Origin of the sequence: Streptococcus henryi DSM 19005 (genome assembly GCF_000376985.1) — a bacterium.
Taxonomy (GTDB): domain Bacteria; phylum Bacillota; class Bacilli; order Lactobacillales; family Streptococcaceae; genus Streptococcus; species Streptococcus henryi.
Window position 1 is genome coordinate 228,709 of record NZ_AQYA01000037.1, and the last position, 13,299, is coordinate 242,007.

Annotated in this window: 14 protein-coding genes and 1 pseudogene; all 15 read left to right on the forward strand. The window is 38.9% G+C overall.

Annotated elements, in window-relative coordinates; all coding sequences use genetic code 11:
- Window positions 1–30: 30 nt before the first annotated feature.
- A pseudogene (locus F601_RS12585) lies at window positions 31–360 on the forward strand (NUDIX domain-containing protein); the annotation flags it as partial.
- 261 nt (window positions 361–621) lie between these two features.
- Window positions 622–1,731: a serine hydrolase domain-containing protein gene (locus F601_RS0111155; RefSeq protein WP_018165763.1), complete on the forward strand. Its 1,110-nt coding sequence runs from the start codon at window positions 622–624 to the stop codon at window positions 1,729–1,731.
- A 979-nt stretch (window positions 1,732–2,710) separates the two neighbouring features.
- Window positions 2,711–3,532: a DNA-formamidopyrimidine glycosylase gene (gene mutM, locus F601_RS0111165; RefSeq protein WP_018165765.1), complete on the forward strand. Its 822-nt coding sequence runs from the start codon at window positions 2,711–2,713 to the stop codon at window positions 3,530–3,532.
- Window positions 3,529–4,119 carry a dephospho-CoA kinase gene (coaE, locus tag F601_RS0111170; protein WP_018165766.1) on the forward strand — a complete coding sequence of 197 codons (591 nt, stop codon included), beginning with the start codon at window positions 3,529–3,531 and terminating at the stop codon, window positions 4,117–4,119. Before mutM ends, coaE begins: the two co-directional genes overlap by 4 nt.
- Before the next feature lie 105 nt (window positions 4,120–4,224).
- Window positions 4,225–5,418, forward strand: coding sequence for a multidrug efflux MFS transporter (locus tag F601_RS0111175; protein WP_155979170.1), 1,194 nt, complete (start codon window positions 4,225–4,227; stop codon window positions 5,416–5,418).
- Complete coding sequence (gene rpmG / locus F601_RS12970) at window positions 5,415–5,561, forward strand: 50S ribosomal protein L33 (protein WP_074486299.1); 147 nt, start codon at window positions 5,415–5,417, stop codon at window positions 5,559–5,561. The genes F601_RS0111175 and rpmG overlap by 4 nt, the downstream gene beginning before the upstream one ends.
- A gap of 141 nt (window positions 5,562–5,702) precedes the next feature.
- Window positions 5,703–5,939: a preprotein translocase subunit SecG gene (secG, locus tag F601_RS0111180; RefSeq protein WP_018165768.1), complete on the forward strand. Its 237-nt coding sequence runs from the start codon at window positions 5,703–5,705 to the stop codon at window positions 5,937–5,939.
- 208 nt (window positions 5,940–6,147) lie between these two features.
- Complete coding sequence (gene rnr / locus F601_RS0111185) at window positions 6,148–8,523, forward strand: ribonuclease R (RefSeq protein ID WP_026183205.1); 2,376 nt, start codon at window positions 6,148–6,150, stop codon at window positions 8,521–8,523.
- A 53-nt stretch (window positions 8,524–8,576) separates the two neighbouring features.
- Window positions 8,577–9,044 (forward strand): SsrA-binding protein SmpB, encoded by a 468-nt coding sequence (smpB, locus tag F601_RS0111190; RefSeq protein WP_018165770.1) that lies wholly within the window; start codon window positions 8,577–8,579, stop codon window positions 9,042–9,044.
- A gap of 309 nt (window positions 9,045–9,353) precedes the next feature.
- Window positions 9,354–9,995 (forward strand): glucosaminidase domain-containing protein, encoded by a 642-nt coding sequence (locus tag F601_RS0111195; RefSeq protein WP_018165771.1) that lies wholly within the window; start codon window positions 9,354–9,356, stop codon window positions 9,993–9,995.
- 127 nt (window positions 9,996–10,122) lie between these two features.
- Window positions 10,123–10,740, forward strand: a complete 618-nt coding sequence (locus F601_RS0111200; RefSeq protein WP_018165772.1) for an SDR family oxidoreductase — start codon at window positions 10,123–10,125, stop codon at window positions 10,738–10,740.
- A gap of 177 nt (window positions 10,741–10,917) precedes the next feature.
- Window positions 10,918–11,388 (forward strand): flavodoxin, encoded by a 471-nt coding sequence (locus F601_RS0111205; RefSeq protein ID WP_018165773.1) that lies wholly within the window; start codon window positions 10,918–10,920, stop codon window positions 11,386–11,388.
- A gap of 95 nt (window positions 11,389–11,483) precedes the next feature.
- The gene (locus tag F601_RS0111210; protein WP_018165774.1) at window positions 11,484–12,005 is read left to right on the forward strand and encodes a hypothetical protein; all 522 of its coding nucleotides are present in this window, start codon (window positions 11,484–11,486) and stop codon (window positions 12,003–12,005) included.
- 63 nt (window positions 12,006–12,068) lie between these two features.
- On the forward strand, window positions 12,069–12,452 hold the full coding sequence (locus F601_RS0111215) for a DUF1149 family protein (RefSeq protein WP_018165775.1): 384 nt from the start codon (window positions 12,069–12,071) through the stop codon (window positions 12,450–12,452).
- Window positions 12,449–13,297: a DegV family protein gene (locus F601_RS0111220; RefSeq protein ID WP_018165776.1), complete on the forward strand. Its 849-nt coding sequence runs from the start codon at window positions 12,449–12,451 to the stop codon at window positions 13,295–13,297. Before F601_RS0111215 ends, F601_RS0111220 begins: the two co-directional genes overlap by 4 nt.
- The last annotated feature ends 2 nt before the right edge of the window (window positions 13,298–13,299 follow it).

Consider the following 13,299-nt stretch of genomic DNA (forward strand, 5'->3'; position numbering starts at 1 on the left):
GAAAAGTGCGTCATTTTCTTGACATAAGAGGGTGCAGTAGAATTAGGCGAATCGACTCTCGATGCAGCCAAGCGTGAATTTTTCGAAGAAACTGGCATCAAAGTAGAGGTAAATCGCTTCCTAAACGTCTATAGTAATTTCGAAGAAGTCTATCCCAATGGAGACAAAGTCCAAACCATTGTTATGATATATGAATTCAGAGCTGTAGAGGACTTCGACATCAGCAATTTCCACAATGAAGAGACTCTGAAAGTTGCTTTCTTTTCTAAGGAGGAAATAGCAGAGCTGGATTCAGTCAGTGACAAACATCGCCTGATGTTAGCTGAGTATTTTAATAACAGCTTTGCCATGGGACATTGATAGGATTTTTTGTGGAATAATGTTTCCGCATCTATCTTATGCCACATTAAAAATAAAACGATATGTTATTGTTCACATTGATAAAATTTTCTGATTAAGTTATTAACTGGGGACATAATAGTTTCCTTGGATTTAGTGATTATACCATTACCTGACGAAAAGATTATTCAAAAAACAAGATTTCCTAAAGTAACATCAGCTTAGAAGGTTATCTGTTCAGAAGACTGTGCAGTATCTCAGTTTTGTTGTAGGAGGTAAAGGATGAACAAAGGGTTTAAAAAGTCAAAACTTAATAAAAAAAGAATACTAAAAGTATTTCTTATCGGACTTCATGTATCTTTACTTGCTATGCTTGGATTCAGGCTTTACGGTAATTATCAACTTTCTAAAGTACCTGCCATGTCTTTTGAGGAGGCTCTTGATTATACAACCAAGGGCAATGAGGAAGCGGTCATTACTGTGGGGATTATTGAAGATGGTAAGCTAGATTACACTGTCTATGGCAAAGATGGAAAAGTATTGCCTAAAGAGGCTCATATCTATGAGATTGGTTCGATTACTAAGACATTTACAGCCATTCTGATAGCTAAGGCCATCAGGGAGCATAAAATTGAACTCCATGCTAGTATTGCTGACTACCTCGACTTACCAGAAGGTAAGACCTATCCTAGCATAGAAGAGCTATTAACCCATACATCAGGCTATAAGTCACACTATATTGAAAGTCCAATGGTAGTCAATACACTGACGGGTCGTAATCCTTTTTATGGCATTAGCGATGAGATGCTACAAAAGAAAGTTGCTCGCATATCATTGAAATCTAATGATTATAACTTTTCTTATTCTAACTTTGGCTTTGCTGTCTTGGGTCTGGTTTTAGAAGAAGTATATGGTCAGGACTATCAAAGTCTGCTCAATGACTTTATTCAAAATGATTTGGGTTTGTCTCACACCAAGATTTCCAAGCAAGATGGTGATTTAGGTAACTATTGGGACTGGAAAGCTCAGGATGCCTATTTATCAGCAGGTGCAATTACCTCTGATATTGTAGATATGCTAACTTATGCTCAAATGCAGCTGGATGAGCAAGGCTATATTTCGGACAGTCATCAAAGTCTAAAAGAAAACAATGCAACTTCTGAGCAGTATCAAAAAATGGGCATTCGGTTAGATGAAATCGGTATGGCTTGGGCCATTGATAAGGAAAAGAATACCATCTGGCATAATGGTGGAACAGGGAATTATAATGCTTACCTGGGTTTTAATCCAGAGACTAAAACAGCTGTAGTCGTTTTATCAAACCTTGCACCTGAAAGTCGCATATCGGCAACTATATTGGGCATTAAAAAAATGAATGAACTCAATGAGTGATTATCGTTATGGCTGTCTCTTAGTCAGGTGATGCTATTTATTAACAATGTGATTTTAAAGCTGGGCTTGGTTCAGCTTTTTTTGTATAATGAGAATAGAAGATTCGTGAGCGAAGCGGACGACATCAACAGTCACTGCTATGGTAAGAGAAAAAACTCTAGGTTTTCAGCTTAACAATGAAACTCCGAAAGAGGTTGCTTGCGTATCTACCAAATAAGGCGGCCTGCTAAAAAAGAAATTAATAAAGAAAAAGAAAGGAAAGCCAAAGGGTGTGAATTGAACACGCCTAGGACTCTGTGAAAAAAGATAATCTTTCCTAGGTGTTTCATCACCTTCGTCAATGATAAAATAATAAAGAAAGGAGGGGGATGTGTTCGTGTTACTTTGAACACGAACTTAGCCTCTTCAAAAATCAAAACAATACTTCGTTGACTCGCCTTGATGAACTTCAGTTCTATCTGCGGCCTCGTCGCCTAGTCTTCTTTTGATTTTTATTAAGCTTAAAGGCTGTGTAAAATAGATAGGTCATTCCAGAAATCAGGATTTCTGATGACCTCCTATGTTTGAAAAAATGATTAGAAAAGATAGAGTAAGGGTCGTAATTGAACCCGAGCGAAAAGCTAGTGAAAAAGATGACGTGACTGGGAGTGGGACAGAACTCGACAAGTATAAAAAAGAGTTCGTAGTCCCACCCCCGCAAGGTCTAGTAGGATAATTCGAGCTTTGGAAAAGCGAAGTATTGTCCACTAGGCTACTGCGTCTTGGTCATATTCCGAACTTTATTACAAAGGCTTGGACTTTTTTCTCAGCCTGGTCCCGTCCCTATTTAAAAATACTATGTTAGAAAGGAAAGCCAAAGGGTGTGAATTGAACACGCCTACGCCTCTGTGAAAAAAGATAATCTTTTCTAGGTGTTTCATCACCTTCGTCAAGATTCCTATTTTTCTTTGAGTCGTTTAACGGCTTAGTATCTTAATTTATGCCGGAATTACCTGAGGTTGAGACGGTGCGTCGTGGTTTGGAGCGTTTGGTTCTTGGTGAAAGAATTAAATCTGTTGATGTGCGTGTGCCTAAGATGATTAAAACAGGTTGTGATGACTTTGTTTTGGCTTTGCCGGGACAGTCTTTTCAAGCCATTAAGCGTCGTGGTAAATATCTCTTGTTAGAACTTGAAGAGCAAGTCATCATTTCCCATTTGCGGATGGAGGGCAAGTACCTCCTTTTTCCTGATCAAGTTCCTGAAAACAAGCATTTCCATGTCTTCTTTCATTTAGAGGATGGTTCGACCTTGGTTTATCAGGATGTGCGTAAGTTTGGGACCTTTGATTTACTGGATAAAAATCAAGTGGACGCTTTTTTTATTCAAAAGAAGATTGGACCTGAACCAACTAAGGAAGATTTTAAATTAGCGACTTTTGAGAGAGGAGTTCTGACCTCTAAAAAGTTGATAAAACCCTTGCTCTTGGAGCAAAGATTGGTCGCTGGTTTAGGTAATATCTATGTAGATGAGGTCCTTTGGGCAGCTAAAGTTCATCCAGAACGACAGGCTGGCAGCCTCAAAAAGGCTGAAATCAAGCGTCTTCATGATGAGACCATCAGGATTTTGCAATTAGGAATCCAAAAGGGCGGTTCCACCATTCGCACTTATCAAAATGCCTTGGGTGAAAATGGGACCATGCAGAATTACTTGCAGGTTTATGGCATGACAGACCAACCTTGTCCACGTTGCAAGACAGCTATTCAAAAAATTCAAGTGGGAGGAAGGGGCAGTCATTTCTGTCCCAAGTGTCAAAAAAGATGACAAAAATTATTGGAATAACAGGCGGTATTGCCTCTGGCAAGTCTACAGTTGTTGAAGAAATTCGCAAAGCTGGTTTTCAGATTGTTGATGCTGACCAAGTTGTACATGACTTACAGGCTAATGGAGGGAAACTTTATCAAGCACTAGTAGCTTGGTTAGGACCAGCTATCTTAGATGAAAATGGTGACTTGAATAGACCCAAACTTGCTGAGATGATTTTCTCATCTCCTGACAATCTTGCTAAATCAGCAGAGATTCAGACTGAAATTATTCGTCAAGAGTTGTTAGAAAGGCGCAAGCAGCTGGAGGAGACTGAAGAGATTTTCTTTATGGATATTCCACTTTTAGTTGAACAAAATTATGTGGACTGGTTTGATGCCATATGGTTGGTGGCAGTTAAACCTGAAGTTCAAATTCAGCGTTTGATGGTTCGAAATGCCTATAGTCAAAGGGAAGCGGAGCAGCGCATTGCTTCACAAATGCCTCTGGAAGAGAAATTGCCTTTTGCGACGGTTGTTATTGATAATAATGGAGAGCTTGATGAGTTGAAGGGGCAAGTTAATATTTTAATTGATAGTCTTTCTTAAATTCAGTCTTCATTTCTTTAAAATCAAGCATTATTTATGCTATAATGGTTTGGAATAAAACTGGAAAGAAGATGATGATTTATTTCTGAACGGATAATTACAGAAATTAATTGGCAGCAAAATTTACGAGTGGCTTGGCTTGGTAATTTTTTTACTGGGGCAAGCTTTTCACTTGTTATGCCCTTTATGGCTTTGTATGTGGAGGAATTAGGAGCTCCCAAGTCTAAGGTGGAGTGGTATGCTGGTTTAGCAGTATCACTTTCAGCCTTAGCTTCAGCTTTGGTTGCTCCTGTTTGGGGGCGTTTGGCGGACAGATATGGTCGTAAGCCCATGATGATTCGGGCCAGCTTGGTTATGACTTTTACAATGGGTGGTCTCGCCTTTGTTCCCAATGTTTTTTGGTTGTTGGCTCTACGCATTTTGAATGGTGTTTTTGCAGGCTATGTTCCTAACTCAACAGCTTTAATTGCCAGTCAAGCACCAAAGCATCGGTCAGGCTATGCTCTTGGAACTCTTGCGACAGGTGTGACTGCGGGTTCACTGATTGGTCCCTTGATGGGTGGTGTTCTTGCTGAATTTTTAGGGATAAGGCAAGTCTTCCTTTTGGTAGGGGCAATCTTACTTATTTGTAGTTTGATGACTGTTTTTTATGTTAAAGAGGATTTTCAAGTTGTAGAGAAGTCTGAGGCGCTGACAACTCGAGAAGTCTTCTCACGTGTTAAAGACAAGCAAATTTTACTGGGATTATTTGTAACTAGTATGATTATCCAGATTTCAGCTCAATCCGTCGCTCCAATTCTGTCTCTTTATATACGGCACTTGGGACAAAGGGAGAATCTTATGTTTGTGGCTGGTTTGATTGTATCGGCCATGGGATTTTCAAGTATGTTATCAAGTTCTTTCTTAGGGAAAATTGGAGACAAGATTGGCAATCACCGTTTATTGTTGCTTGCTCTCTTTTATAGCTTTAGCATGTATTTGTTATGTGCGGTAGCGCAAACGCCATTGCAATTAGGAATCTTGAGATTTCTCTATGGTTTTGGTACCGGAGCATTAATGCCGAGTATTAATTCATTGTTAACAAAAATGACACCTAGAGAAGGGATTTCGAGAATTTTTAGTTACAATCAGATGTTTAGTAACTTTGGTCAAGTGATAGGGCCCTTTGTGGGATCTGCGGTTGCTACTGGTCTAGGTTATCGCTCTGTTTTTTACACTACCAGTTTTATTGTCTTCACAAATCTACTGTGGAGTTTCATTACTTTAAAAAAATATATTAGGGTTAAGGAAATCGTGTGAGAGTTAAAATTAATTTACAGTGTTCTTCCTGTGGGAATAAGAACTATCTAACTAGCAAGAATAAGAGTGCGCATCCTGATAAAATTCAAGTGCCTAAGTATTGTCCAAAGGAACGAAAAGTAACCTTACATGTTGAATCATAAGGCTTTTTATGTTAGAATGTTAAAGACCATAGTGGAGGAAAGGAATTGAACCCGATTGGAAGATATAGCTAACCTTGATGCTGACCTACGGTATGTAGGAGTATAAGCACTTGATTTTCCAATGTTCTTGGTAGAAAATAAATGTACAACTTACTATTGACCTTATTGCTTATCTTGTCTGTGATTATTGTTATTGCAATTTTCATGCAACCACAGAAAAACCCAAGCAGCAATGTCTTTGATAGCAGCGGTTCAGAAGCTTTGTTTGAACGTACTAAAGCACGTGGCTTTGAAGCATTCATGCAACGTTTCACAGCAATTGCAGTCTTTTTCTGGTTGCTTATTGCTTTAGCGCTTGCCATTTTATCAAGTAAATAAGTAAGCTGGACAGACTAGGTCTAGCTTCTTTTTTATTTTCAATATTCAGATAGTGCACGAAATTAATAGTCACGAGAAATGATAAGCATGAGCATTACTTTTGAATAAAAGAAACAAATATCCGCTTTCCTACAAATGGTAAAACTTTCCACACAGATTTATACGAGAGGAAATGCAAGGAAACAAAGATTTTCCTTGTGATAAGAAAATGAAAGAACAAATTATAAAATATTTAGAGGAGAATGGTAAGTCCAATGTCAATGATTTGGCTGCTGGCCTAGACATGGCAGGATCTAAAAAGTTTCCTGAACTCATTAAGGCCATTTCAAAGTTGGAGAGTCAAAGACTCTTACGTTTTGATGATTCAGGTAACCTAGCTCTTCGTAAAAAAAGTGAAGAAAAGAAACAGATTACCATCCAAGGTATCTTCCGTGCTAATAAGGCAGGTTTTGGTTTCCTAAGTATCGACGAAAATGAAGACGATATGTTTATCGGTCGTAACGATACCGGCTATGCTATTGATGGTGATACAGTAGAAGCAGTTGTTAAGAAACCAGCAGACCGTCTCAAGGGAACTGCAGCAGAAGCCAAAATTGTTAATGTTGTCGAACGTAGTTTGAAGACAGTAGTTGGGAAATTTGTCTTAGATGACGATAGACCCAAATACGCTGGTTATATCAAATCTAAAAATCAAAAAATCCAACAAAAAATCTACATCAAGAAAAAACCTGTTGTCCTTGATGGAACTGAAATTATCAAGGTTGATATTGAAAAATATCCGACTCGTGGACATGATTATTTTGTTGCCAGTGTTCGTGATATTGTTGGACATCAAGGAGATGTTGGAATCGATGTTCTTGAGGTCTTGGAATCCCTTGACATCGTCTCTGAATTCCCAGAGGATGTTCTAGCTGAGGCCAATAGTATTCCTGATGCTCCAAGCGAAAAAGATTTAATAGGGCGCGTGGACTTGCGTAAAGAAGTCACCTTTACAATTGATGGTGCTGATGCCAAGGACCTTGATGATGCAGTCCATATTAAGCTCTTGGACAATGGTAATTTTGAATTGGGTGTCCATATTGCCGATGTATCCTATTATGTTACTGAAGGCTCAGCCCTTAACCGTGAAGCCCTTAACCGCGGTACTTCCGTTTATATAACTGACCGCGTGGTTCCAATGCTTCCAGAGCGCCTGTCAAATGGTATTTGCTCGCTTAATCCTAATGTTGATCGTTTGACGCAATCAGCTATCATGGAGATTGATCGCAGTGGTCGTGTAGTTAACCATCAAATCTGTCAATCTGTTATCAACACAAGTTTCAGAATGACTTATACAGCTGTTAATGATATTATCGCTGGTGATGAAGAACTGATCGATCAATACGCACCGATTGTGGATTCCATTCATCACATGGTGGCTCTTCACAAGATTCTTGAAAATATGCGTTTAAGACGTGGCGCCCTTAACTTTGACACATCCGAAGCTAAGATTATTGTTAATGAAAAGGGAATGCCGGTTGATGTGGTTTTACGTAGTCGTGGAATAGCAGAGCGCATGATTGAATCCTTCATGTTGGCTGCTAACGAGTGCGTTGCTGAGCATTTCACGCGCATGAAATTGCCTTTCATCTACCGTATCCATGAGGAGCCAAAGGCTGAAAAACTGCAGAAGTTTATGGATTATGCTTCAATTTTTGGTGTGCCAATTCAGGGGACAGCTAATAAGATTAGCCAATCTGCCCTCCAACGTTTCATGGCTAATGTTGAGGGACAGCCTGGAGCAGAAGTGCTCAACACCATGTTGCTTCGTTCCATGCAACAAGCCCGTTATTCTGAGAATAATCACGGTCACTACGGTCTGGCTGCTGAGTTTTACACCCACTTTACCAGCCCAATTCGTCGCTATCCCGATCTCTTGGTTCACCGTATGGTCCGTGAATACAGCAATTATAGCGGAGAAATAGCAGAGCATTTTGCCCAAGTTATTCCAGATATTGCCACACAGAGCTCAACTTTAGAACGTCGTGCCATTGACGCAGAGCGCATTGTTGAAGCCATGAAAAAAGCGGAATACATGGAAGAATTTGTTGGTGAAGAGTTTGAAGGTGTTATCTCAAGTGTTGTTAAATTTGGTATGTTTATCGAATTACCAAATACCATTGAAGGTCTTATTCACGTCACAAATCTACCAGAATTTTACTACTACAATGAACGAACACTGACACTGCAGGGTGAAAAATCTGGCAAAGTCTTCCGAGTTGGTCAACCAATTAAGGTCAAATTGGTAAGGGCTGATAAGGAGACTGGAGATATTGATTTTGAATACCTTCCAAGTGAACATGATGTCATTGAGAAAAAATCCAAGGGTGGCAGAGATAGAGGAAAGTCTCCTAGAGATGAACGCAAAAAACGTGAGAAGTCGAAAGAATCGACTCGAAAGCGCAGCCACAAGAAGAGCAAATCAGGTAAGGGTGGCGACAGCAAAGCGCGTGATAAGAGAAGTAGTAAATCCTCTATTTCCCAAAAGAAAAAGGCCAATAAACCTTTCTACAAGGGTGTGGCTAAAAAGTCTAAGAAAAAATGAAAGGATTGAGGTTGGCGCTTTTGTTTGCTAGCGTCGGCTGAGGTATCTTGAAGATGGTAAAAGGTCAGGGTAATGTGGTAGCCCAGAACAAGAAAGCTCGCCATGATTATACGATTGTGGACACCATTGAGGCGGGCATTGTCCTAACAGGAACTGAAATCAAGTCTGTTCGTGCGGCTCGCATCCAGCTAAAGGATGGCTATGCCCAGATTAAGAATGGTGAAGCCTGGTTGGTTAATGTCCATATTTCTCCTTTTGAGCAAGGCAATATCTGGAATCAGGATCCAGAGCGTACACGAAAGCTCCTTCTTAAAAAAAGAGAAATTGAGAAATTAGCGGGAGAACTTAAGGGAACAGGTATGACACTAGTTCCTCTTAAAGTTTATATCAAAGATGGTTTTGCCAAGGTTTTGATTGGTTTAGCCAAGGGTAAACACGATTACGATAAGCGTGAATCTATCAAACGCCGTGAACAGGACCGCGATATTAAACGTGTGATGAAGAGTGTTAATAGACGATAATATCAAGGATGAAGCAGAGCTCAGAAAATGGGTTCGGCTTCATCCTTTTGTTATATTGATTTTAGTAGTGGGTATAAGAAGTGTCCTAAAACTTACTATAAAGAATCCTTTAATTATTCGATTTTTTATTGTTTTATGGCACCCTTCTCACTAGTAAATATGTTTGCAAAAAGTTATTTTCTAGATTATTTCATCGCTTTTTAATAGGGTTTCAAAACGTATTCAAGATTGAAAAATAAGGTAAAATAAGAGATTTTTTAAAATATTTTGTTATACTGAGAATATGATTTTTATATGGAGTTGTGGGGAATGGCTAAAGGTTATAAGAAACGAAAAGTGAAGAAATACACTTATAAAAAACGGAAAAAGCAATTACCACAATGGGTTCTGGTTGCCATTGGAGCTATCTCAGTTGTGGGGATTTTGATGGGGTTTTTGATTGATGATAGTTTGTCTCAAGAGTCAGCTCCTTTGTATCTTGAAGAATCCTACAGTCAAACTAATGAGACTTTTATTGATGCAATTGGTGAGACAGCACGTCAGATTGCTGCTGAAAATGACCTCTATGCGTCAGTCATGATAGCACAAGCTATCCTTGAATCAGATCACGGTCAATCAGCTCTCAGTCAACCTCCTTACTATAATTACTTTGGTATCAAAGGCGATTATTTTGGGAATTCCGTGATTTTTCCAACGCTTGAAGACGATGGGACAGGAGCTACCTATTCGATAGACGCGCCTTTTAGAGCTTACTCTAATCCTACGGATTCCCTTCAAGATTATGCTAACTTATTACAGAACCCTCTTTATCTCCCAACACATAAATCACAGACGCAGAACTACCAAGAAGCTACTGCGGCTTTAACTGGGACTTACGCGACTGATACATCATACAATCTTAAGTTGAACGAGTTAATTGCATTCTATCAACTGACAGATTTTGATCACTAATACTCTTTTAAAATCAAAATGATAGATCGTTAGGCTTCCTCGCCTACCTCCAGGTATGCCTTTGTCAACTTGCCTTGTCTAATCTTGAGTTTTTTGAGTATAAATTGAAAGAATGAAAGGATAAAAAATGAAAATTTTTCTAGCTGGAAGTACTGGTCGAGTAGCGACCGAAACCTTGAAAAAACTATCTGAGAAAGGATACGATATTATCGCAGGAGCACGCCGCCCAGAGGCAGTGGTGGCTCTTCCACAGGTGACCCCTGTTATTCTTGATTTGCATGCTTCTGTTGGGGGAATGGCAGAGCTCATCAAAGGATGTGATGCTGTTATTTTTGCTGCTGGATCAAGAGGAAAAGACCTTCTTCAAACAGACGCTTATGGAGCTGTTAAGCTTATGCAAGCGGCAGAGAAAGTCGGAATCAAACGTTTTGTCATGCTAAGTGCTCTCTATTCCCTGACTCCAGAGAAATGGCCGGATAGTCTAACTGATTATTATATTGCTAAGTATTTTGCAGATAACCACCTGATTTCTCAAACGCAATTGGATTATACCATTATTCAACCAGGAGCCCTTGTAGAAGAAGAAGGCACTGGCAAAATTTCTGTCGATAACCAAGGATTATCACGTATTGCAATTTCAGATGTGGGAGCAGTTTTAGCAGAGGTCCTTGATAAACAAGAAACGATTAAAAAGATTATTGAAATCCACCCAGGTGATACCTTAATTTCTCAAGTTTGGAAATAGTTTTTTTACTTGACTTGTACCTAACTCCAAGGCTTATTATGATGGTGTTAATACTCTTTTAAAATCAGAATGATAGACGTCAGTTTCGACTTGCCCTACCCTAGTACTGCCTTTGTCTCACTTTCTCGTCTGCTTTTGATTTTATTTGAGTATAAGAGACATAAGGAGGTAATGGTTATGTCAAAAACACTTATTCTTTATTTTTCTAAAACAGGTACCACTAAGCGTGTAGCTGAAGCCGTTGCAAGTAGACTAAATGCGGATATTTATTCTATTGAGGAAGAAGATACTTATAGTCATCAGGATTTAGATTGGACTCTTGCTAGCAGTCGAGCTAACAAGGAACAAAAAGACAGTAAGTGTCGTCCTGCATACAAAGGGAAGTTACCAGATTTATCTGGATATCATACTGTTATCATTGGTCATCCGATTTGGTGGGGAATTCCTCCACGCATTCTCTATACAGTTTTGGAGGATTTAGATTTGTCTCATAAAAAAGTGGCAGCCTTTGCAACATCTGGAGGGTCTACTTACAGTGTCTCTCAAGATGAGATAAAGAACATTATTGGCCCTCAGGATATTGAAGGGCGCGTACTATCAGGACAAAATGCCGTTGATAAGTGGTTGACTGAAAGTGGACTTTTATAAGCTAATAAGCTCTGCTATTGTCAATCAAATAAATGTAGACATTAATAAGGTCAGATTGTTTTATCTGGTCTTTTCTTTTTGCTATAATGATAATTATGAAAACTATAAAAGAAATCTATCAAGAACATGCAGAAATGCCTTATATTGCACCAAAATATGAAGAAGAATTATTACGTAAACCGATCCCTAAGCGAAATATGATTCGTACGGTCGAGGGACTTCTTCCGGGGCACATTATCATGCTATGGCGTATTCAGTTTGGTACCTTTACAACTGCATCTGTTTACCATAAGTACTTTTATACAACTTATGGTATTGATGCGGAAAAAGAGCTGAGCTGGTTAATCGAGCAAGGTTTTGTCAAGATTGATACAGCTTTTGATTCCTTACGTCATCTGCCAGCTTCAAAAATTAAGGATTTCTTGAAATCTAAAGGTCTTGCTGGCCTTTCAAAAATGAAAAGAGCAGACTTGGACCAATCAATAGCAGATAATTACAGTGAAGAAGAGTTGGGGCAACTATTTGATCTTCGTGGCTATGCTATTACTCAAAAAGGTCAAGACATCTTAGAGGCACATCCAGAAATTATTGCCAAGCACCCACAGAAGTCCTTTTAGTCGCTTTGAAATCTCTTACCAATGTGCTATAATAATGCTAACTGTTTATACGAGGAGAACGTCATGGAATTAGTACGTGAAAAAGAATTTGTTAATCAATATCATTATGATGCACGCAATTTAGAGTGGGAAAAAGAACACGGGGAACCAAAAACAAACTTTGAAGTTACCTTCCAATTAGTTAAAAAAGATCAAGAAAAGAATGAAACAGTTATCGTAGCTGTTTTACAATTTATGATTGTTCGTGATGAGTTTGTTATTAGTGGTGTTATTTCACAAATGGTTACAGTAAAAGACCGCATTATCAACGAACCGAGTGAGTTTTCTCAAGTAGAGGTTGAACGTTTGGCAGAGCCACTTTTGGACATGGTTAAGCGTATGACTTATGAAGTTACAGAAATTGCACTTGACCGCCCAGGAATTAATTTGGAGTTTAATACTAAATGAAATTAGCAGTTATCACGGATACAACAGCTGTTTTGTCTGAGGAACTCAAGGCACGTAAGGATTTATTCGTCCTTGATATTCCAATTACGATTGACGGTCAATCATATGTTGAGGGGAAGACTCTCTCTCTTGATGACTTTTATGACAAAATGGCTTCATCACCTGATCTTCCTAAAACAAGTCAGCCAAGTTTGGCAGAACTGGACGAATTGTTAACAAAACTCTCAGCTGAGGGATATACTCATGTTATCGGTCTTTTCTTGTCATCGGGTATTTCAGGATTCTGGCAAAATATTCAATTTTTAATTGAAGAATACTCTAATCTGACAGTAGCATTCCCTGATAGTAAAATCACATCTGCTCCTCTAGGATCAATGGTGAAGAGTGTTTTTGCCTGGTCAAGTCAAGGAGATGATTTTGAGACCATTTTAGATAAGATCAATCAGCAAATTGAGGGAACAAGTGCCTTCATTATGGTGGATGATCTTGATCATCTTGTAAAAGGCGGACGTCTATCAAATGGATCTGCCCTTTTAGGAAATCTTTTAAGCATCAAACCAATCCTTTACTTCAACGAAGAAGGAAAAATTGTTGTTTTTGAGAAAGTGCGTACTGAGAAGAAAGCAATCAAGCGTTTGGTTGACGTTTTAGAAGAAGTGACTTCAGACCGAGATTATGAAATTTACATTATTCATTCTAAAGCAGAAGAAAAAGCACAACAATTTTATGATCTCTTGAGTGAACAAGGTCACACTGAAAATCTTGAAATTGTAACTTTTGACGGTGTCATCGCGACCCACTTGGGTGCTGGAGCAGTTGCATTTGGTTTCACCCCAATTATTTAACC

Coding starts and splice junctions, on each gene's coding strand:
- F601_RS0111210 (WP_018165774.1), top strand. CDS start 11,484: ATGAAAACTATAAAAGAAATCTATCAAGAACATGCAGAAATGCCTTAT.
- secG (WP_018165768.1), top strand. CDS start 5,703: ATGTACAACTTACTATTGACCTTATTGCTTATCTTGTCTGTGATTATT.
- F601_RS0111195 (WP_018165771.1), top strand. CDS start 9,354: ATGGCTAAAGGTTATAAGAAACGAAAAGTGAAGAAATACACTTATAAA.
- F601_RS0111155 (WP_018165763.1), top strand. CDS start 622: ATGAACAAAGGGTTTAAAAAGTCAAAACTTAATAAAAAAAGAATACTA.
- coaE (WP_018165766.1), top strand. CDS start 3,529: ATGACAAAAATTATTGGAATAACAGGCGGTATTGCCTCTGGCAAGTCT.
- F601_RS0111200 (WP_018165772.1), top strand. CDS start 10,123: ATGAAAATTTTTCTAGCTGGAAGTACTGGTCGAGTAGCGACCGAAACC.
- F601_RS0111205 (WP_018165773.1), top strand. CDS start 10,918: ATGTCAAAAACACTTATTCTTTATTTTTCTAAAACAGGTACCACTAAG.
- smpB (WP_018165770.1), top strand. CDS start 8,577: ATGGTAAAAGGTCAGGGTAATGTGGTAGCCCAGAACAAGAAAGCTCGC.
- F601_RS0111215 (WP_018165775.1), top strand. CDS start 12,069: ATGGAATTAGTACGTGAAAAAGAATTTGTTAATCAATATCATTATGAT.
- mutM (WP_018165765.1), top strand. CDS start 2,711: ATGCCGGAATTACCTGAGGTTGAGACGGTGCGTCGTGGTTTGGAGCGT.
- rnr (WP_026183205.1), top strand. CDS start 6,148: ATGAAAGAACAAATTATAAAATATTTAGAGGAGAATGGTAAGTCCAAT.
- F601_RS0111220 (WP_018165776.1), top strand. CDS start 12,449: ATGAAATTAGCAGTTATCACGGATACAACAGCTGTTTTGTCTGAGGAA.